The following is a 20,426-nucleotide window of genomic DNA, read 5'->3' on the forward strand; positions in this document are numbered from 1 at the left end:
ATTAGTTTTAACTTTCTCATTATTACGTTTAACTGATGCAACTAAAAAATAGAAAAGTTGTATATAAAAAAATATTAATAAAGGTATATAAAAATGAAAACAATTTTAAGCAGAGATAAATTGCCTGAAGTATTATTTAGTAATATTTTCCTGATACTGTAGCCCCAGTAATAAAAATGATAAATGAAACGGCATTTTATCCGGGGGGCAGAGGTTTATGGTTATATGATAAAACGGATGTATTCCCTAAAATTCTCGTATTAGGGCAAGATTTTTCTACAGAGAAATATTACTATGATTTTTTAAATAAAAGGAAGAAAGATACGGATTCACCAACATGGAAGAATTTAATTAAACTATTTAATGAAGCTAGTATTAATATGCAAAATTGCTTTTTTTCTAATGTATTTATGGGATTAAGAAAAACAGATTCAATGACAGGTAAATTTCCTGGATTAAAAGATCAAGAGTTTAAAAAGAGAAATATTGAATACCTAAAATATCAAATTGAAATTATAAAACCTAGACTAATAATTACTCTAGGCAAATTTGCAGCAGAGCTCTTATCGAGTGCAGCTAATAAGGGGTTAGAAAACTGGTCTCATTTTAAAGCACTTAGATTAGAAGAAAACGCCTTAAAATATAACGTTATATTTGGCGAACATAGTTGTACATGTTTAGCAATTAACCATCCATCCATGAGGCATTTAAATATAAAAAGATGCAAATACAAAGATTGTGTGGGAAATGATGCAGAAATAATGATGCTAAAAGATGCGGTCATAGGGTCTGAAAGAGGAATATTATAAACCTGTTGAATATAGATAACGGTAAGAAAGGGAAAAGTGATGCCTACAAAATATGCAGCATTGACGCAGTATTTGAGAAATTGTCCGGATGATATCTGTAAGCTGACATTTGATGAGATTGAGGAAATATTGGGATTTGAGTTACCAGAAGTGGTATTTAGGCATAGTTCTACATTTTGGAATAACGGAAATCAACATTATGCTTTCCATTGGTTACAATCATACAGGGTTGTTTCACAGTACAATATGCATGAGCGCTATGTAATTTTTGTTCGCAATAAGGAAAAAGCACAGCAAATTATTGAAAAGAGTGGCAACAAAGGTTGCACAAGTAAAACATCTAGAGAAATATTCAAATGCAATACTGAGAACAAAGAAGGAGAGGTCTTCTGTGAGCAATTGATTGGAGCAGGACAGACATATCTCAAGGATTTAAGCGTAGACAAGCACGATCGTTATTTGTCATGGGAGCATTGTTATGGGTTCTTTCAAAAGAATAGGCAAAACCACAGTCCAGATGTACTTGATCACATGTGTTTGCATCTAGCATGGTATCTTGCAAGCTGGGGAATGTTACGTGGAGGTGCATTCTTATTACAGAAGGACTACTTGGTACATATGCCTATTGTTGAATTGCTCACTTCAGATGAATATGCTGAACTGTACGAGCTTGATGTCAAGAGTATGTTAAATAACAAAGTTACTGAGAAGATAGAAAAACTTGCCAATGATATTACAGAAGTATACCGTTTGGAAACCATCACCGAAGAACTTAAAGAAGGAAAAACTGCAACTGACACACTGGTTACCAAGATTCTGCTTGGGACAATCGGCTGCGTTCCGGCATACGATCGTTACTTTAAGAAAGGATTGTCTCTAAGTGGCATTGCAATGCAAAGGTTTAGTGCGAGATCATTATCCTCGTTGGTAGAGTACTATGTTAAAAACGAAAAAGCGTTTGAGGATCTTCGAAAGGGGGCTAGCATTGGATGCATAGATTATACACCAATGAAGGTTCTTGACATGTGTTTTTGGCAATTTGGTTACGACATGGGAATTACTCCAAAAGAGTAAAATGATATGCAGACATACTTTCCCATTATGTTTATGAAGTAAATAATAGTACATAGGTATTTATGAAGCTATAGTGGAGGTCAATTATATAAATTCTAAATGAGGAGGTGAGTAGAAATGAATTTCTTGTACGAAAGTTTTTCTAATGCCGTACGCAAAATTGGTATGCAGTTGATAAATAAACCGATTTTGTATAATGCTCCAATTGGTATTCGTTTTGAAATCGGCGGTGATGAGAGCGTCTACATTGATAATTTACCTGCTGATAAAAATCTATATAATTTGGAATATGTTAATGCCGCAGTTAACCGGGCAATAAGTATCTATTTGAGTCTTCCACATCCCCCCAATATACTACGAATAGATACATATCCTGATGAAGAATATGATTTACAAGAAGACACATTAGAAAAATTGATTGGTCTAGGATTACCTCATCCTGATGAGCAGAAAATGGTTTTTCTTCATCAGGAGAATGAATATGATTCCATAAACCAATTACAATCATATTGGAGTGCCAAAGAGCCATTTTGTTACCAACCATTGTTAAAAGAAATTATTGTTGGAGATATCGGTGGCAGTATTTCCGAGTTGGTTTCAAACGTATATTTTGTTAATTCTGATGATTGTGTCCTGTTTCATCTTTACGATGACAGAGGTGCAGACTTGGCTGCAGCTGATAAAGAATTGTTGCGTCCAATCTATGAGAAATATAATGCGTGGATATTGGATTATGATAGAGAACAAATAAGCAAGATATTCGATAAATGCACGTAGTTTTTATCAATACAATTTTCAATTTGCAGGGGAGTTGAGCTTCCCATCATGTTTATAATAGACAAGCCAATTTGAATTCGTGGAGGGTTAATGAAGAAAAAAATTATAACTGTTGGATGTGTTTTTTGTTGCGTTGTTATGATATTATATTTACTATATAGTACATTCAAGCCAGGATATGTATATGAAAATTCAACATGGAATTATGTCTCCTATGACGAAGGTGTTGGTAGAAGAGTTGAGCCAATCAATGTAAATAAAGATGAATTCAAGGTTTTAAACTACCCTGATTTTGCAAGAGATGATCAAAGCGTATATTTTACATATGAAAAGATAGAAGGGTCTGATCCAGATAGCTTTCAGATTATTAATAACAACGGCCGATATCGTTATGCAAAGGACAAGAATAATGTATATGTTTATGCAAGTGATGGCAGTTATTTATATAAGGTAATAAACGCTGATCCAAATAGTTTTGAAGTCTTAGAGTTCCCGTATTCAAAAGATAAAGACGATGCTTTTTGTGGGTGCTTACCGTTATTTGTAGATGATGTTAATAAATTTGAAGTCCTTGAGTTTACAGATTGTGCAATAATGTCTTCAGCCGGTAGCTTCTTAGGCACTGAATGTGATTCCATAGATAAGTATTCAGAGTATGAGCGTAATATGCATGAGTATAATCATAGAATCTATGGTTTTATTACTGATAGAGTCTTCTACTCTGAAGAAGGAAAAGCCAAAACTGATAAACTTACTTATGAGGGATACAAATTAGTAGAAGATAAAAGATAGAACACAAGATAAACAAAAGAGAAAGGCTAACACATTATGAACATATGGATAGTAGCGGGTTCTTTAATAATTACTACGCTTATTTTGTATTTTGCCTATACCTTATTTAAAAAGCTGGGTAACAGGTTAAGAAATACAAATAATTTAACAGCACAGCATCTGAGTATAGCCTTTGCTGTTTTTGTAATTTCATTTTTAACTCTTCTTATATGCAAAATACTAAGTATTTACAACGTTGAACCAATAAAGACTATAGTGGGTAGTGGAATACATATCCCTCTTCTAATGCTACTATTCAATAAGGTGTTTACAATAATATATAAAAGGGTTTTCAAATTAGATATAGAACCAAAGTTTTTTTCGATAGTAACTATTTGCTATATAATTAGTTGTATTTTTCTCATGCTACTATGTATTCTATATCTACAGGATTGGTCAATGTTTTTTCTGTTTGTTACTATGCTACTAGGTAAATTTATATGGTTCGATGGGGTTAATATTGGTCTTAATAAAGAGGACTTTAAAGATTTTCTTTCGCAGAAATTTCTTCTGTTTCTCATTGCCTTTTGTTTGATATTTATAGCTATACTATGTTTTGCGGAGACGTATGGATATATTAATGTAGTTTCAATATTTATTGGTATGGATTTTGGAATGGCGCTAGCTGGTATTATTATTGTTACTAAAGAAATTAAAGGCGTAAAGAAACATATTGATCTAAATATAGAAACTCCAATTGACAACTAAGTCAACTTCTTGTAATGATTGAACTGGGTAATTTGAAAGAAAATACCAAATTGCCATTATATTTAAGATGGATATGTTATTGTAACTTTTAATGATAATAAAAAGTGGATTGCCTCATTTTTTACATACCGTAATATTGGTACGCTCGTACAGAAAAATAAACAGACAGGTGAAAACATAAACGGAAAATATTTTTGGAGCAGTGATATGCTACTTGTTGATGAAATTAGCAGAAAACGTATAGAGGAAATTATAGAATATTTATTAAATGAGAATGAATTTAGAGAGATTTTTCGTGAATTTTGTTGAGTATTTACTGTTGAGTTAGTGTTGCTTTGGATCTGCAATCATACTTCCCATTATGTTTATGAAATGATTGAAACAATAGAAGCCTAAGACTTAGAAATTTGAATTTATTGAGCGGTTTTGAACCAAGGGTACTTATACTTGTTGAAGAAAGGATTTTTATATGTTTACTAATAAACTTGATATAATCGAAAAATATGAACCGGCAAGCCAAGATTCTATAGTGGCGGCTGAAAAAGAAATCGAGCAAAGAATTCCCCAAATATATCAGGAATTTCTAAATATAATGAATGGCGCTTGTCTGAATCTATGTATTTTATATGGGACAGATGACCTTGTTGAAATGTATAAATGTAATGAGTTTTCGGAATATGCCCCCGAATATATAAGCATCGGCAACGACAACGGTGATTGTGAACTAATTATAAAAGCGGAGCCAGATGCAGTTTTTTGTGGATGGTTAGATGCGGGAGCAATCGGAAGTGCCGAGCCAGAAGTATGGTTTGATTTTACGGAATGGGTGGAAAAAGGATGTCCTATGGATGATAAAGAATTATAAACATGATAGGAACACTACAAATTCCAAATTGTAGAGATAGATAACTTCCCATTATGTTTAGCAAATATAGTCTTTATTAAAAAGTGAGAGGGAGATATTTCAAATGGAAAATAAGGGAGTTAGTTTTCAAATCCCAAATGAATACGGCAATTACCTTTCGTATTTATTAGAGCCACTGCCATATAGTGACTATCAGTGGTTAATTGATTACAATGAGATACATCTATTACATGGTAACGAATTAATTGATAAGCCTTTGTTTAACGATAATCTATTAACTGGAAATGAATTATATAATATTGCAAAAGATAATAGGTATTATATGATTTTTGTTACCTTAATGGCTTTTAATAAAGGGGAGAATATTCAACGTATATCAAATTACAAAGAATTCATAGAGAGCGACTGCAAAATATTTCTTACAGTATATGATTGTTCTGGTGTCATTTTTTTGAGTAAAGATGTTCAATTAATATCGATGATGTACAGTTATGCTCAGTCAAAAGGATATGAAGATGTAAATTATATTAGTGAAAAAGAATTAATTGAAGGAATCTGTAGATTGTCATGATCTGAAATTAACTTACAGAATCAACTTCCCATTATGTTTATGCTGGACTAGTCTATTACATAGATAACATGAAATTCTTTGTTTAAGCATAGTTAAACTAAAGAAAATTTATATTATGTGAGGTGCTATTATGATTAAAAATAATTCAGAAGTTGATAATTATATCTCTGCGCTTCCAGAGGTTGAAAGAGATTGGATGATTTATTTTATCAACTATATGCGAGAAAACCATTCAGAATTAGAAGAAGTTATTTCATTCAAAATGCCAACATATAAACTTGGCAGTGGTAAACTCAGAAATTATATTGCATTTTCACCTGCTAAAAATCATTTTTCCATGCACTCAATGGATTTCGAATATATTGCTATGTTAAAAGAAGAACTTTCAAATCCAGGAAAAGGCAAGGGATGTGTAAATGTAAACTATTCAAAAAAAGATGAAAGAAAAATATTGATTAAAGGAATTGAAGATATAATAAAGCGCAAGAAGTTAGCGACATACGGAAATTGAGCATTAGCTGTAGCTGATTGAATTTCTTCTAATGTTTAAGATGGTCAGCTCATTACTTATATTACAGGGAGGTACTATGAATGAATAAGATTACTTGTATTTGTTTAGGTGTAAGAAACATGGGAAAAGCTATTCAGTTTTACAGGGATAGGTTAGGGTTTCAAACAGAGGAAAAGGACAATAGCCCCAAGGTTGTATTCTTTAATACACCCGGCACAAAGTTTGAGCTCTTCCCCTTGGATTTACTAGCGGAAGATATTAGTAAAGAAGCCCCACCGAAAATATCCAGCGGCTTTGGTGGAATCACATTAACCTATAATGTTGAACACAAAGAAGACGTTGAAAAAGTAATTGAAGTGGCCAGAAACGCAGGAGCTAAAATCGTCAAAGAACCGCAGGAGGTTTTTTGGGGTGGATACCACGCATATTTTTCTGACTTGGATGGTTATTATTGGGAAGTTGCTTGGGGGCCTGATTTTAAGTTCGATGATAACGGTATGTTGATATTTTAGCAAAGCTGCAATTCTATTGTTAACCTCAATTGCTTGTTAAGCTAAAATAGGGTAGCTTTTCAGTAGATGTGAGTTGCACATTATGTTTAATTTGATATCTAACAAAGACAATCACTATATTTCCAGAGGGAGGACTATTTCAAATGTACGAGTTAATTCAAGTTGGCAAAAACAGTTATTATGTTCAAAGTCCTGCAAAGATCGGTATTGTTAAACTCAACGAGACAGATGTATGTCTGATTGACAGTGGAAGTGACAAGGATGCAGGACGAAAGGTCAGGCAGACACTAGAAGCTAACAACTGGCGACTTATTGCAATATATAATACGCATTCCAATGCTGATCATATCGGTGGCAATAAATATTTGCAAAATCAAACCGGATGCAAAATTTATGCTCCGGGTATTGACTGTGACTTTACAAATCATCCGCTGTTGGAACCGTCTTTTTTGTATGGTGGATTTCCACCAAAGGACTTGCGGCACAAGTTCCTGATGGCTCAGGAAAGCAATGCAGAATATCTTACGGAGAATGTGCTTCCAGAGGGTATGAGTGTTCTGCATCTTCCCGGCCATTTTTTTGATATGGTGGGCTTCAGGGATGCGGATAATGTGGTTTATCTGGCAGACTGTTTGTCAAGTGAAGAAACGCTGCAAAAATACCAAATAGGATTTATTTACGATGTTGCAGCATATCTTGAGACACTACAAATGGTAAAAACATTAAACGCAGCGATTTTCGTTCCTGCCCATGCAGAAGCAACAGAGAATATTGCTCCACTCGCTCAAATTAACATTGATAAAGTTCATGATATAGCGAATAAGATACTGGAAATATGCCAAGAACCGATTCAGTTTGAAAAGGTCTTACAGATACTTTTTAACGAATATAATCTTACAATGAATTTCGAACAATATGTATTAGTTGGCAGCACCGTGCGTTCTTATCTTTCATGGTTAAGAGATACCGAACGAATAGAAGTGCTTTTTAAAGCTGGACAATTACTTTGGAAAACCATTCAATAGGCCTGACTATTTATAAGACGCAAATAATAATTAAAGAAGAATAATAATATTGAGAGGACTATATTGAAGATGAATAAGGAAGATACTTGTGCACTATTAGATTCATATCATATTGCTTATGAGCCGTATGAACATGATGCAGCATATACCATTGAAGATTTAGATGAAATGAATATTCCACATAAAGAATGGATTGTCAAGAATCTGTTTTTGCGGGACGATAAAAAAAGAAATTACTATCTTGTTACCATCCCAGGTTATAAAACAATCGACCTAAAAAGGCTCAGTGAAAAAATCCCAAGCCGTAATCTGAGTTTTGCCAATGAAGATTCCCTTTTTGAACTGTTGGCATTGAAAAAGGGACATGTAACACCTTTTGGAATATTAAATAATACACAGAAAAATGTCATTGTAGTATTCGATAAGGTCTTACAAGGACAGAAGATTGGTATTCATCCCATGGAAAATACTGCAACTGTATTTCTTGATTTTGAAAATGTTGTAAAGCTGATTGAGGAGCACGGAAATCCTGTTGTTATGTGCGATATTGATTAGCATTGATAAATTGCGCAGGCCAGCAATTATCCATATTTGAACCTAAGACGATTTGAACTTCGCATAATGTTTATGATAGGTAGCCGTAAATCAATTTGAATTACGTGGGCATTTATTTTGCAGAGCAGAAAGAAGGTGTGACAATGAAAAAAGATAAAGGCTTTGAAATCTGTTATTGGAATTTAAGTTACAGAAGAAAATTTATTAGAACCTTATGGATAACTCCATTTACTATCTTTGCGTGCTTGTTGGTTTGGCATGTTTATCATTCCAAAATATTAACTGTTGGATACTCTATAATAATAACTGTAGTTGGAGTTATTCAAGCGATATATACATATAGAAAATGGAAAAATGAGTTGCTGGAATGAGCTAATTGTTGAGTAATGGTAAATATTTACTTATAATTAAAAATTGAATTCAATAATATGAGGTTAGTAGCTATGAAAGAAATTATATTTAAACCAAAGTATTCTGTTAGGCTATGGATAAGCTTCTTTAGCCCTGTTGCTCTCAGTATTATTAGTTTATCCATATGTATTACAGATAGATTCACTGATAAAGGTGACGTGTTTGAGCTTATTATTTTATCTATAATCTCTTTTATTACAGTATACTTTTTCTATAGGAATATAGTTTTTCGCAGTATAATCTTTTCATCAAATACAATTAAATTTGAGAGGGTTTTCTTTAAAAGTACAATAAAGAATTATAGTGATTTTGAACATATTAGAAGAGGAATGATTAGTTTTGGGAATATTGGCATTATGCTTTTATATTTAAACAATGCAAATGAAATTTTGAAAATTGCAGATGGCAAAATAAAATCTAGTGAATTTATAGAAAAGCCAAGATCTGAAAAAAATTTGTGCCTTGAAAAGCTTGGGTTAAAAAGTGTTTATATTATTTTTGCTTGCTTAATATTTGCAATGGTTATTTCCCCATTAATGAGATGGCATCTGATTGATACACAATCAGACACCATGATTATCTTTTTTCTATTGTCCTCTGTAATTTTGGTTCTTCTCGTAATGCATGCAAATAAGAAATAAATATAATATTGGTGATAGAATAAATGTGAAGCAATATGTTTTCACTGCATAGGGATAATGAGTGCGTAGTTCTATGTATATAATGAATAATGCCATTGCTAAAGGCAAAAGATTGGAAGGTGCATTTTGGAGATAAAAAATATTTTCGAAAACAAAAAGCAGTTCATGGATTTACTCTTGTTAGCTGATGAACAAGAATCTATGATAGACACTTATTTAGAGCGAGGGGAGCTTTTCGCCTTATATGATAGCGACTTAAAAAGCGTTTGTGTAGTTACATGGGAAAGTGATGATGTATGTGAGCTGAAAAACATAGCTACTTATGAAAAATGGCATGGTAAAGGGTATGGCAGTAAACTTTTGAGTCACATTTTTTCAAACTACAAAGGCAAGTACGAGACTATGCTTGTGGGAACAGGTGACATCCCATGGATATTACGGTTTTATGAAAAAAACGGTTTTAGGGTTTCCCATAGGGTTAAGGACTTTTTCATAGACAATTATGACCACCCAATGTTTGATAACGGTATTCAATTAGTGGATATGGTTTATTTGAGTAAGGCTCTATGACTTGGTCAATTATTAAAATGAAAGAAGGTGTAGCATGAAAACTCTATTTAAGATGGGACAAATGAAACCTGAAAGCGTAGCAAAAGGAATTTTTATTTGTGTAGCAATTATAATAATATATAAAATTCCACTAATTAGTATTTTAATTTCACGAGTAGCAACAATGCCCTCTTTTATAAATATTGTATTATATACTCAATATTATCTAGAAATAATAGGTTCTACTATTATCTATTTAATTTTGCTTAGACTGTTCTGTGAATTGTTATATAATATCCTTTCGGCAGCTCAAGTTATTATTAAAAGAGATGAAAAGTAGTGGGTTGATTTTTGTGCATTAATTATATTTGCCATTATATTGGCTGTATACTGTCTTATAAAATATTAATATAGGGGTTAACCTCATACAGTTTTGCAATGGGGTGGTGTGAAAAAATATAATTGGAGGATAAATAATGTGGAATGAAATTTCTAGTCAAGAGGATGTTAATAATTTATTAGAATTATTTGGATACTTTCATGATGCACCGAATGCTGAAGAATATACGTGATAAAAGCCAAAAAGGCTAAATGGAGAGTAGTTGAAGAATTTATAGGTGAAGATGATGCTTTTATATATTCAAAAGAGATATGCTAATATAAAGCAGAATTTAAAACTTTCCATTATGTTTAAATTACTTATTTAACAAGTACAGAATTATAAAGTATCATACATAAAGAGGAACATATAATGACAACAGTTAAGGATGTAATATTACAGACTGATTTTAAAACAGTATCTGATGAGTTCTTAATTCATCATGGTGATAAACATATTGAAAAAATTAAAGGAATATATTCTAAATTATGTAATGCAGAAAGTAAAACAAATAGAAGTAATATGATAATCTTTATAAGAGCCATAAAAGAAAATGACCAGGGTGATGAGGATATCGTTATAAATGATTTTGATATTAATGATAATACATTAATGTTTGATATATGTGGCAAAGATGATGAATATGATGGATTGTATTCTATAGGAGCTTCGGAATATAATGAATTATTGGGTTACTATGTGGATCCACTAACATTTGATAGATTTTCCTGTTCTCAAATAATTGCTCATGTAATATGGGACCTTTATTGGTGAAATTATTTAGTAAACTTCCCAATATGTTTATGATGGACTAGTCTTTTACATAGATAACGAGAAGTTCAGTTAAATAAGCAATAAGCAAGCTACTATTGTACTGTTAAAATAATTTGTAGAAAGAAATTATTATGTTGAAAAAAGTTAATAAAAGATTTTTAAATAAATATCTTATCATTATTGTTACTTTAATCGTTACTGTATCTGCTATAGGATTTAGTATTTATCAAAATATCTTTTATATTAGTATTGATAATATACCAAAAGGCGAGTTTGTAAAAGAAGTAACTTCTCCAAATGGACAATATAGTATTAATATCTATCTTGTAAATGGAGGAGCTACAGTAGATTATGCTATTAGAGGAGAGCTAGTATATATAAAGGAAAAAAGAAAAAGTCAAAATATATATTGGAATTACAATGAATCCTCGGCGGAGGTTAACTGGATAGATGATAATAATGTTTGGATTAATGCAGTGCCATTAAACGTATTAACAGACAGGTATGATTATAGACTTGTAGATTAACTTATAAAATATATTAATTGAAAAAAGAATGAAACCTTGAAGTAGTTAAAAAAATCGGAATACAATTTGAAAAGGAAGAGATTTCAGATGAAAAAGAGATAGAAAAAATGTCAGGATATAATAATGCTATTGTATCAGTATTAAAACTTATAAATCCAATTTATGAATATAATTTGGATTAAAAATACAGAAAGCTAAATTGGGATTTGATTTCCACTTCATTAAATGAAAAAGCTTATTTTAAAGGTTTTGTTGCTTATCTGCCTGGAATAAGTATAAGATATTAAGGGGATATATGAAGAGCAAGCAGTATGAATTTTGGGTTGAAGTAGAGCACTTATTTACTGTTGAGTTAGTGTTGCTTTTGATCTGCAATCATACTTCCCATTATGTTTATTAAAAAGTCATAATAAAGATAAAATGAAAAAACAAAATTATTTATATTTGGAGAAGATTAAACTATGATATATAATGTTATATTTTCCCTTGCAACGAATGATGACATTGAAGATTTAATAGAAATTCAAAATAAGGCATTTTATGATGATTACATCAAGTACGGAGAATGCCCTGGGTATGGGCGTACATATGAAAGCATGAAACTCTCTGTTGAAAATTGTGCTGTCTACAAAATAATGGTTGATGAGATTCTTGTAGGGAATATTATAGTGCGAGATAATCACGATGGTACATATTTTCTAGGAGGACTCTGTGTGATACCTGCATACGAAAATAACGGTATTGGACAGGTAGCAATGAAATTTCTTGACAGGCAGTTTAAAGGCGCACATCATTGGTCACTGGAAACTCCAGCTGATAAAGAGCGGAATCATTATTTTTATAAAAAATGCGGATTTCATATTACAAAGGAATATAAGGTTAGCACGGTCAATATTGTATTATTTGAAAAGAGTGTAACCGTTTAAAATTATGGAGATAATCAGCAGTTTAAAGGGATTTCTGAAATTCCATTATATTTATATTTTCGCATTAGGAATTAGGTGATAAAAACACCAATATATTAAATATGCTAGGAGGCGAGAAAATATGGGCGCGGTATTCTTTATGATGATTATGGCGGTTTTGTTTTGCATTGCCATGGTTTTCATAATTATAAGCACGGTATTTTTGATAATTCATAGAGTAAGGAAGCAAAAAGGCAATTTTGTAAAAAAAAGATGGTTTATCATCCCTATGGTAATATTGGTTTTCAACATTTTAGTTGCATGTATACCGATTGGCTACATTGTTTTTTTACGTACTGCAAACAGTAGCCAGACTACTGATATTGTCTATGCTGAATCGGGAAAAGCACTTTATTGGCCGATGGGTGAATACGAATCAGCCACAAATTGGTTTGAGATGGATGGAAAGAAATACGTTCAGTTTCGCGAGGGATTCTCGGAAGAACCATTTTTCCTCTGCTCAACCGAAGTTAAACGTGGTGAACCAGTTGCAAATATCAGCTATGATTCGCTAAACAGCAATGCCTTTAACGATGCTATGACATTTTTGCTGACAGGTAGTTCAAGAGAAAAGCTCAGCATGTCGACAATATACCCAATTATTAACGAAAATGGCTTCGAGTTTTACGAAGTGAGCGGTAATGATGTTTTTTGTGCGGAATCCAAGCTTAATTCAATTAAAGCCTATTATGCGGATATCGCCAATTACGAGACAAAAAAACTCACCTGCGAATATAGTGTTTATACGGGAGAAGAAGGCAATGGCCAGCGTCGCGATACGCCGTATATTAATATTGAACAAGATGTCAATGTTAATCCTGAAGTGTTCATTGAGTTGGAGCAAGCACTGGATTCTGGACAAGATTTAACGCGTGTTGAAATTCCACAGAAATATATTGAACTCGACGAGGCAGCACAACCCGGCACCCCTATTTTCGGCTATGATGAACGCGAATTGCTCGCATACAGCAAAGACCACATGGCATACAGACATGTCTATCTAGTATTAATTGATGGTCAGGTGTATGTAGAACAAGGCTCGAGCGGCAAATATATAACTGGTTATTCGCTGCCTGATGAAATGAATCAATATATTATAACTACTGTTTTTGTTAATTGATTTTATCTTTTATCTATCAATATCAATTATATACAGTTATGCTCTGTCTAAAGGATATGAAAATGTAAATTATATTAGTGAAAAAGAATTAGTTGAAGGAATCTGTAGATTGTCATAATCTGAAATCAACTTACAAAATTAGCTTCCCATTATATTTAAGATGGACAGGTATATAACAAAAAGAGAATGACCAGGGTATATAAACTAAGAAATAGATAAAAAAATCGTTACAAAAGATGCAACGAAATAAATAAAATATGTTTGAAATTACTATTATATTACCACAAAATCACTGAAAAATCAAGCCTTGTAAGCAAATTAATAGACATATATAATTGGGCTTATTAAAAAAATGAGGTGATTGAGATGGAAGGGAAAAGTATAACGGCACGGGTATGTGCATTTTTAAGAGCATATCATAGCGAAAATAACAATGTGAAAATTTTTGATGACAACATAGCAAGGCTACTTTTAACGGAAGAGGAATATAGGACAATATCAAAAAATCTGTCAGATGGTATTAAATATTTTAATCCATCATTCGTTGGAAATGATAAAGAAGCATTAAGATGGATCGTTGATAACCAATTATCTCCTACTCCATTAGGAAGAGCAATTTTTATGGAAAAATCACTGGAAATAGCAGTACAACATGGGGCGATGCAATATCTGATTCTTGCAGCTGGTTATGATACATTTGCTTATCGTCAGCCTGATTGGGCTGAAAAATTACAGATTTTTGAAATAGATCATCCAGCTACGGCAAGTGATAAGAAGGAACGGTTAAAAAAATCAGGTGTTAATATAGCTGATAATGTTCATTTTATTGAAGCAGATTTCGTAACAACAAAATGGGAAAAGCCATTAATTGAAAACATAAACTTTGATGAGAACAAAATAAGCTTTTGCAGTTTGCTTGGTATGACATATTATTTGTCCAATCAATCATTTAAAAATCTGATTTCTATTATTGCTTCCATAATCACGATTAATAGTTCGATTGTCTTTGATTATCCAAATGAAAATTACTTTAGTGCAGGAGTAGGGAATAAGCATTCGGAACTAACAGAAGCAGCAAATGAAAAAATGCTTGCATGTTATTCCTATAGTGAGATGGAAAAAGTTTTATCAGATTATGGTTTCTTGATTTTTGAACATTTAACTCCAAGTCAAATAACAGACCAGTATTTTAGCACGTATAACAAGGCAAATCCAATGAATCTAATGACAGCACCTAAAAATGTTAATTATTGTTTAGCGGTAAAAAAATGAACAAGAAAAGTATGCCAAAATAAAGAGATTCGCTATCTATGGGGAATACATAAATCACAAGCTTTGCTATAATTTCATTTGTTAAAGGAGGTGGCTAATATGGATCAGAGACGAATAGGAAAATTCATAGCAGAGTTGAGAAACGAGAAAGGGATGACCCAAACAGAACTTGGTGAAAGAATCGGAGTTACAAATAAAACAGTTTCCCGTTGGGAAAACGGAAATTATATGCCAGATATATCAGTTATTACAACGCTATGCACAGAATTGGATGTAAGCGCAAATGAACTGTTATGTGCCCAACGTATAAATGATTTAGAATTTAAAATAAAGGCTGATGATAATTTAATGGAAACACTTAACCATATTAAAAATATTAAACATGAAAAGTCAATTATTGATTTTTTTACTGGTGCGGGCACTGGCATTGTAGTTTCGTGCTTATTTTCACCTTATTCTATTAGAAGAATGGTTGCTATACTTGTTGGAGTTGCAATGATTGGGATAGGATGGTATAGAAAATCAAAATATGACAAAATGATTCTTCAATATTTAGGGGAATGTAATAAGGAGAACTAATCTTACGTAGAACAGATAAAGCAAGTATTATCAGCTTTTGTAAAAAATCAATATCAGGCATTATATTTTAGCACGGTGTATTTTGAAAAACCTATTGATAATGAAATGTAAAAGTAGTAAATTATATATAATCTGGTTATATAATAACTAGGTTATATATAATTAAACCATTATCGAAAGGTGATATGTATGGATAAAAAAGCTGATATAGAATATATACATTTAGTTGGAGCAAGAGAAAAAAATCTTAAAAATATTGAAGTGAAAATTCCCAAGAAAATGATAACTGTTTTTACTGGAGTTTCTGGTTCGGGAAAATCATCTCTGGTATTTGATACAATAGCAGCAGAATCGCAAAGACAGTTAAACGAAACTTACTCAAGTTTTATACGTCATCGTTTACCACATTATGGACAACCAAATGTGGATACTATTGAAAACTTATCAGTGGCAATTATTATTGATCAAAAGCGTATTGGTGGAAATGCAAGATCAACAGTTGGAACAATCACAGATATATATTCTTTATTACGATTACTATTTTCTCGTATAGGAAAACCTTTTATTGGCTATTCTGATGTCTTTTCCTTCAATAATCCACAAGGGATGTGTCCTAAGTGTGAAGGGCTTGGAAAGATTGATATGATAAGCATTGATCGGTTACTAGATAGAAACAGATCGCTGAATGATGGAGCTATTTTATTTCCTACATTTGAACCAGGAGGATGGCGAATAAAAAGATATATTCATTCGGGATTTTTTGATAATGATAAAAAGTTAAAAGACTATACAGAGGAAGAACTAGAAATGCTTTTATACAAATCGGATATTAAAGTAATGACTAGCGATCCGGAATGGCCTAAGACTTCACTGTACGAAGGACTTATCCCTAGAATTGAGAGGAGTTTTCTAAAAAAGGAAGATGGAGAAGCAACAAAATATAAAAAAGAAATATCTAAAATCGTAGGTAAGGAAACATGCCCACTCTGCTATGGGGCTAGATTGTCACAGAGCGTTTTGCAATGTAAAATAAACGGGAACAGTATTGCAGACTGTGTTAAAATGCAAATTACAGATTTATTAGAGTTTATCCAGACAATACATGAGCCAAAAGCAGCTACTATGGTAAAGGCAATTAATGAGCGGTTAAACCACTTAGTTTCCATCGGATTAGGGTATTTAAGCTTGAATAGGGAAACTACAACGCTCTCAGGAGGAGAATCGCAACGTATAAAAATGGTCAGGCAATTAGGAAGTAGTTTGACAGGTCTTACCTATATCTTTGATGAACCGAGTATTGGATTGCATCCTCATGATGTTGATAAAATTAACACACTTTTGAAACTTTTACGAGATAAAGGAAATACCGTTTTGATAGTAGAACATGATCCTGATGTGATTAAAATTGCAGATTATGTTATTGACATGGGTCCTAAAGCAGGAATCAATGGCGGGAAAATAATGTACCAAGGTTCGTTAGAGGGATTAAAGCATTCAGATACACTGACAGGTTTGTCTTTCAGCAAAAGATTTAGGCTAAAAGAGAACTACAGAACACCAACTGGATATTTATCCATAGAGAATGCTCATTTACATAATCTTAAAAATATTAATGTAAACATTCCAAAAGGAGTAATGACAGTCGTAACAGGTGTAGCGGGCTCGGGTAAAAGTACTTTAATCAATCAGGTTTTGCCCCGAATTTATTCCGATATCAAATTTATAGATCAAAAGCCGATACAGACTTCGAAGCGGTCAAATATTGCCACATTTACTGGTATGTTTGATAGCATAAGGGAACTATTTTCAAAGGAAAATCATGTAAAGTCCGCATTGTTTAGTTTTAACTCACAAGGGGCTTGCCCTAACTGCAAAGGATTAGGAGTAACTTATACGGATTTGGCATTTATGGATACGATAGTAACCGTTTGCGAAGAGTGTCAAGGAAAGCGATTTATGGATGAAGTATTAAATTATAAATTGCGTGGTAAAAGTATCAGTGAAGTTTTAGATATGACAATAGATGAAGCCTTGGATTTTTTCTATGAAACAAATATATTAGTTGTTCTTAAAAAATTGAAGGATGTTGGAATTACTTATATTACATTGGGACAACCATTAAATACACTGTCTGGGGGAGAATTGCAAAGAGTAAAACTTGCTTCAGAATTGGACAACAAGGGAAATGTATATGTATTGGATGAGCCTACCACAGGACTTCATATGTCGGATATTTCACAGCTGCTTAAAGTTTTAAATCGGTTGGTTGATCATGGAAGTACGGTAATCGTAATAGAACACAATCTAGATGTAGTTTGTCAAGCTGACTGGATAATTGATTTAGGTCCACTTGCCGGGCAGCATGGTGGTAATATCATGTTTGAAGGAACAGTAAAAGATTTAGTGAATTGTACGTCCTCTATAACAGGAAAATATCTAAAGAAATATAGGAAGGAAGGTGAATCGCTATGGCTAAAAAAGAATTAGAAGAATATTATATCCCTTTTCAATGCATGATTATCAGTAATATAAATCGATTTAGTATCGAAGGAGTGACTACAGCACAATATACTATTTTGGATATTTTAGATAAGCAAGGTACGAAAACTACAAAGGAATTAACAGAAATTCGTGGAATTTCTCAAGCAGGAATGTCTAAATTGACAAAAAGGCTATTGGAGAAAAACTATATTTCTCAGCAACGGAGAGAAACAGATCGCAGAATTTATGATATTACGCTTACTCAAAGTGGCAAGGATTTTCTTGAAAGATCAGAAAAGTTTAGAAATACAATTATGGATTTGATTGAAGATACTTTATCAGAAGAAGAAGTGGAGTGCTTTGTTAAGCTATGTAAAAAAATTACGGATTCATATGTAGATGAATAATATGGCGTGAAAATAAGGAGAAAAAATGAACGGATTTCTTTTGCTAATTCCATTTATACTGATAAGATTCGGCTTTTTAAGCATATTGAATAGGGAAGGGGTAAAACGCGCGGCTTTCTTCCCGCCGCTAATTGGAAAAGAAAAGATAGCGTACTGGTTTTATCAGATTTCAAGCATTCTGATCTTTGTCTATCCGTTCTTCCTGAAGATTAAGACTGGGCCATATTGGTTTTATGCGGGGTTAGCGACATATGGGTTAGGAGCGTTGCTGTGCCTTGTGTCCGTGTTAAATTTTGCAAAACCTGCAGAGAATGGCATCAATCTTAAAGGATTATACTGGATTTCACGTAACCCAATGTATGTGGCATATTTTATTTATTTTTTAGGCTGTGTACTGCTTACCCAGTCGCTGCCATTATTTGCAATGCTGATGGTCTTTCAAATATCAGCACATTGGATTATCCTGTCTGAAGAAAGATGGTGCATAAAGAAATTTGGGGAAGAGTACAAAGATTATATGAATAAAGTAAGACGTTATGTTTAGGGATTCACCAGTACAATCTTTAAATGAGCAACACGGTAGCTATCAGAGAATTATAAATTTTTCGATTTAGAAGAGTCGAAGGCAAACGGAGGGCATATGGATGGAAATTAGAGAACTGTCATTGGATGAATTTAATGAAGCATTTCGCTTAGCGAGAATGGTCTTTCAGGAATTTGAAGCACCTGATTATTCAGAGGAAGGAATACAAACTTTCTCCAACTTTTTGAACGAACCTAGCTACACCGCAATACTAAAAATATATGGGGCCTTCGATAATAAACAACTCGTAGGGATTCTAGCTACACGTAGCGAAGGTGACCATATTGCTTTATTTTTTGTAGATGGAAAATACCATAGAAGAGGAGTTGGGAGGCAACTGTTTGAGAAAGCCTGTTTGGATAATATGTCTGGCAAAATAACCGTTAATTCTTCACCATATGCCCAAGAAATATATCGTCATTTAGGTTTTACTGAAACGGATAAAGAGCAGATAACAGATGGGCTAAGATATATACCAATGATCTGCATTTTGGAACTGCGTGATCAACATATGATACCGCACAACAGTTAATAATGCTTTAGCTGTAATTAAAGGGGGAAATTATTTGAAAAAAAGATTATTGATATCTATTGCTATTTTAATAGTTATCATTGTGTTAATTGTACTTACCTATATGAATTTTTTTATAATTGGGGAGCCAAGAAGTGAAGGAATATACATTGGTAATATCTCAGTGAGTGATAATTTAATTATAATTAAAGGTGGTACAGAAAGTAGTGCAGAAGCGTATAAAGGATTTGAATATGATATAATAAACAGTAGCTTATATATCAAAATTAAGTATGTACAATTTGCTTCAAGATTTTACACAACAGGGAGCTTTACTATTAATATTAAGGATGAATTAAGCACAATAGATAAAATATATCTTACAGATGGAAGCAAGGATAAGCTTATATGGTCAAATTGAATCGGCTACACAACTTTACAGTAAAATAAAATTTGAATTTTGAATTGGAGGAAAAGAAAATGTTTATAGTGAATTTAACGTATATAAAGCCATTGGAAGAGGTTAAAAAGTATTTGGATGAGCATATCACTTTCTTAAATAAATACTATGAAAGTAATAATTTTATCTGCTCAGGGCCAAAAAACCCTAGAACTGGCGGGGTGATTATATGCAACGCAAAAAATATGGAAGATGTAAACGAAATCATTAGTGAAGATCCATTTAATACAAATGGAATTGCAAATTATGATATATTGGAATTTCACCTTACAAATTATGCAGAAGATTTCAAGGCATTTGTTGAGTAAGTTTTCAATTTGCAGAGTATTCTAATAATGTAATCTTCTAGTTTTTTCAGAAGATGGAGAAAAGAAAATTGGTTGTATAATTAGTATGATGTCCAATAAATAACTCATACTTATCATATTGAAATATCAACAGATTCCAAATAGATTAGGTCTGTTGATATTTTTTTTAGAGAACATTAATCAACGTATAAATTTTATAAATAAGGTAACCGCGTGCTTTA

At 32.5% G+C, this 20,426-nt stretch carries 27 protein-coding genes; all 27 read left to right on the forward strand.

Annotation, left to right across the window (positions count from 1 at the left end; genetic code table 11):
• The first annotated feature begins 176 nt into the window (after nt 1-176).
• The 27 genes from RTW14_RS06765 to RTW14_RS06895 all read left to right on the forward strand — a co-directional run bounded on the left by RTW14_RS06765 (nt 177) and on the right by RTW14_RS06895 (nt 20,205).
• On the forward strand, nt 177-809 hold the full coding sequence (locus RTW14_RS06765) for a uracil-DNA glycosylase family protein (protein ID WP_312648946.1): 633 nt from the start codon (nt 177-179) through the stop codon (nt 807-809).
• A 39-nt stretch (nt 810-848) separates the two neighbouring features.
• Entirely contained in the window at nt 849-1,883 is a 1,035-nt protein-coding gene (locus RTW14_RS06770) for a DUF7662 domain-containing protein (RefSeq protein WP_312648947.1), read from the forward strand.
• Nucleotides 1,884-2,000: 117 nt separating this feature from the next.
• Complete coding sequence (locus RTW14_RS06775) at nt 2,001-2,660, forward strand: DUF3885 domain-containing protein (RefSeq protein ID WP_312648948.1); 660 nt, start codon at nt 2,001-2,003, stop codon at nt 2,658-2,660.
• A 90-nt stretch (nt 2,661-2,750) separates the two neighbouring features.
• Nucleotides 2,751-3,452 carry a DKNYY domain-containing protein gene (locus tag RTW14_RS06780; RefSeq protein WP_312648949.1) on the forward strand — a complete coding sequence of 234 codons (702 nt, stop codon included), beginning with the start codon at nt 2,751-2,753 and terminating at the stop codon, nt 3,450-3,452.
• A gap of 438 nt (nt 3,453-3,890) precedes the next feature.
• Nucleotides 3,891-4,199, forward strand: coding sequence for a hypothetical protein (locus RTW14_RS06785; protein WP_312648950.1), 309 nt, complete (start codon nt 3,891-3,893; stop codon nt 4,197-4,199).
• Between the two features lie 469 nt (nt 4,200-4,668).
• Nucleotides 4,669-5,064, forward strand: a complete 396-nt coding sequence (locus RTW14_RS06790) for an SMI1/KNR4 family protein (RefSeq protein WP_312648951.1) — start codon at nt 4,669-4,671, stop codon at nt 5,062-5,064.
• A gap of 103 nt (nt 5,065-5,167) precedes the next feature.
• Nucleotides 5,168-5,635 carry a DUF2691 family protein gene (locus RTW14_RS06795; RefSeq protein ID WP_312648952.1) on the forward strand — a complete coding sequence of 156 codons (468 nt, stop codon included), beginning with the start codon at nt 5,168-5,170 and terminating at the stop codon, nt 5,633-5,635.
• 130 nt (nt 5,636-5,765) lie between these two features.
• The gene (locus RTW14_RS06800) at nt 5,766-6,146 is read left to right on the forward strand and encodes an iron chaperone (protein ID WP_312648953.1); all 381 of its coding nucleotides are present in this window, start codon (nt 5,766-5,768) and stop codon (nt 6,144-6,146) included.
• Nucleotides 6,147-6,226: 80 nt separating this feature from the next.
• Nucleotides 6,227-6,658 carry a VOC family protein gene (locus RTW14_RS06805; RefSeq protein WP_312648954.1) on the forward strand — a complete coding sequence of 144 codons (432 nt, stop codon included), beginning with the start codon at nt 6,227-6,229 and terminating at the stop codon, nt 6,656-6,658.
• 143 nt (nt 6,659-6,801) lie between these two features.
• The gene (locus RTW14_RS06810; RefSeq protein WP_312648955.1) at nt 6,802-7,683 is read left to right on the forward strand and encodes an MBL fold metallo-hydrolase; all 882 of its coding nucleotides are present in this window, start codon (nt 6,802-6,804) and stop codon (nt 7,681-7,683) included.
• Nucleotides 7,684-7,752: 69 nt separating this feature from the next.
• On the forward strand, nt 7,753-8,238 hold the full coding sequence (locus tag RTW14_RS06815) for a prolyl-tRNA synthetase associated domain-containing protein (RefSeq protein ID WP_312649109.1): 486 nt from the start codon (nt 7,753-7,755) through the stop codon (nt 8,236-8,238).
• Between the two features lie 143 nt (nt 8,239-8,381).
• Nucleotides 8,382-8,609, forward strand: a complete 228-nt coding sequence (locus RTW14_RS06820; RefSeq protein WP_312648956.1) for a hypothetical protein — start codon at nt 8,382-8,384, stop codon at nt 8,607-8,609.
• Between the two features lie 72 nt (nt 8,610-8,681).
• Nucleotides 8,682-9,290 carry a hypothetical protein gene (locus RTW14_RS06825; protein ID WP_312648957.1) on the forward strand — a complete coding sequence of 203 codons (609 nt, stop codon included), beginning with the start codon at nt 8,682-8,684 and terminating at the stop codon, nt 9,288-9,290.
• A 126-nt stretch (nt 9,291-9,416) separates the two neighbouring features.
• Nucleotides 9,417-9,860 (forward strand): GNAT family N-acetyltransferase, encoded by a 444-nt coding sequence (locus tag RTW14_RS06830; protein ID WP_312648958.1) that lies wholly within the window; start codon nt 9,417-9,419, stop codon nt 9,858-9,860.
• Between the two features lie 34 nt (nt 9,861-9,894).
• Entirely contained in the window at nt 9,895-10,179 is a 285-nt protein-coding gene (locus tag RTW14_RS06835) for a hypothetical protein (protein ID WP_312648959.1), read from the forward strand.
• A gap of 411 nt (nt 10,180-10,590) precedes the next feature.
• Nucleotides 10,591-10,992, forward strand: coding sequence for a DUF6557 family protein (locus RTW14_RS06840; RefSeq protein WP_312648960.1), 402 nt, complete (start codon nt 10,591-10,593; stop codon nt 10,990-10,992).
• 131 nt (nt 10,993-11,123) lie between these two features.
• The gene (locus RTW14_RS06845) at nt 11,124-11,519 is read left to right on the forward strand and encodes a DUF5412 family protein (protein ID WP_312648961.1); all 396 of its coding nucleotides are present in this window, start codon (nt 11,124-11,126) and stop codon (nt 11,517-11,519) included.
• A gap of 461 nt (nt 11,520-11,980) precedes the next feature.
• The gene (locus RTW14_RS06850) at nt 11,981-12,445 is read left to right on the forward strand and encodes a GNAT family N-acetyltransferase (RefSeq protein WP_312648962.1); all 465 of its coding nucleotides are present in this window, start codon (nt 11,981-11,983) and stop codon (nt 12,443-12,445) included.
• 121 nt (nt 12,446-12,566) lie between these two features.
• Entirely contained in the window at nt 12,567-13,604 is a 1,038-nt protein-coding gene (locus RTW14_RS06855; protein ID WP_312648963.1) for a hypothetical protein, read from the forward strand.
• Nucleotides 13,605-13,970: 366 nt separating this feature from the next.
• Nucleotides 13,971-14,876: a class I SAM-dependent methyltransferase gene (locus RTW14_RS06860; RefSeq protein ID WP_312648964.1), complete on the forward strand. Its 906-nt coding sequence runs from the start codon at nt 13,971-13,973 to the stop codon at nt 14,874-14,876.
• 99 nt (nt 14,877-14,975) lie between these two features.
• A complete protein-coding gene (locus RTW14_RS06865; protein ID WP_312648965.1) occupies nt 14,976-15,455 on the forward strand; it encodes a helix-turn-helix domain-containing protein in 480 nt (159 codons plus the stop codon).
• Between the two features lie 189 nt (nt 15,456-15,644).
• Nucleotides 15,645-17,942 carry an excinuclease ABC subunit UvrA gene (locus tag RTW14_RS06870; protein ID WP_312648966.1) on the forward strand — a complete coding sequence of 766 codons (2,298 nt, stop codon included), beginning with the start codon at nt 15,645-15,647 and terminating at the stop codon, nt 17,940-17,942.
• Nucleotides 17,924-18,343 carry a MarR family winged helix-turn-helix transcriptional regulator gene (locus RTW14_RS06875; protein ID WP_312648967.1) on the forward strand — a complete coding sequence of 140 codons (420 nt, stop codon included), beginning with the start codon at nt 17,924-17,926 and terminating at the stop codon, nt 18,341-18,343. Before RTW14_RS06870 ends, RTW14_RS06875 begins: the two co-directional genes overlap by 19 nt.
• A 25-nt stretch (nt 18,344-18,368) precedes the next feature.
• On the forward strand, nt 18,369-18,887 hold the full coding sequence (locus RTW14_RS06880) for a methyltransferase family protein (protein WP_312648968.1): 519 nt from the start codon (nt 18,369-18,371) through the stop codon (nt 18,885-18,887).
• Between the two features lie 100 nt (nt 18,888-18,987).
• Entirely contained in the window at nt 18,988-19,458 is a 471-nt protein-coding gene (locus tag RTW14_RS06885; protein WP_312648969.1) for a GNAT family N-acetyltransferase, read from the forward strand.
• A 34-nt stretch (nt 19,459-19,492) separates the two neighbouring features.
• Nucleotides 19,493-19,858, forward strand: a complete 366-nt coding sequence (locus tag RTW14_RS06890) for a hypothetical protein (RefSeq protein ID WP_312648970.1) — start codon at nt 19,493-19,495, stop codon at nt 19,856-19,858.
• Between the two features lie 59 nt (nt 19,859-19,917).
• On the forward strand, nt 19,918-20,205 hold the full coding sequence (locus RTW14_RS06895) for a YciI family protein (protein ID WP_312648971.1): 288 nt from the start codon (nt 19,918-19,920) through the stop codon (nt 20,203-20,205).
• The last annotated feature ends 221 nt before the right edge of the window (nt 20,206-20,426 follow it).

The sequence above is a fragment of the Aminipila sp. genome, from assembly GCF_032051575.1.
GTDB lineage: Bacteria > Bacillota > Clostridia > Peptostreptococcales > Anaerovoracaceae > Aminipila.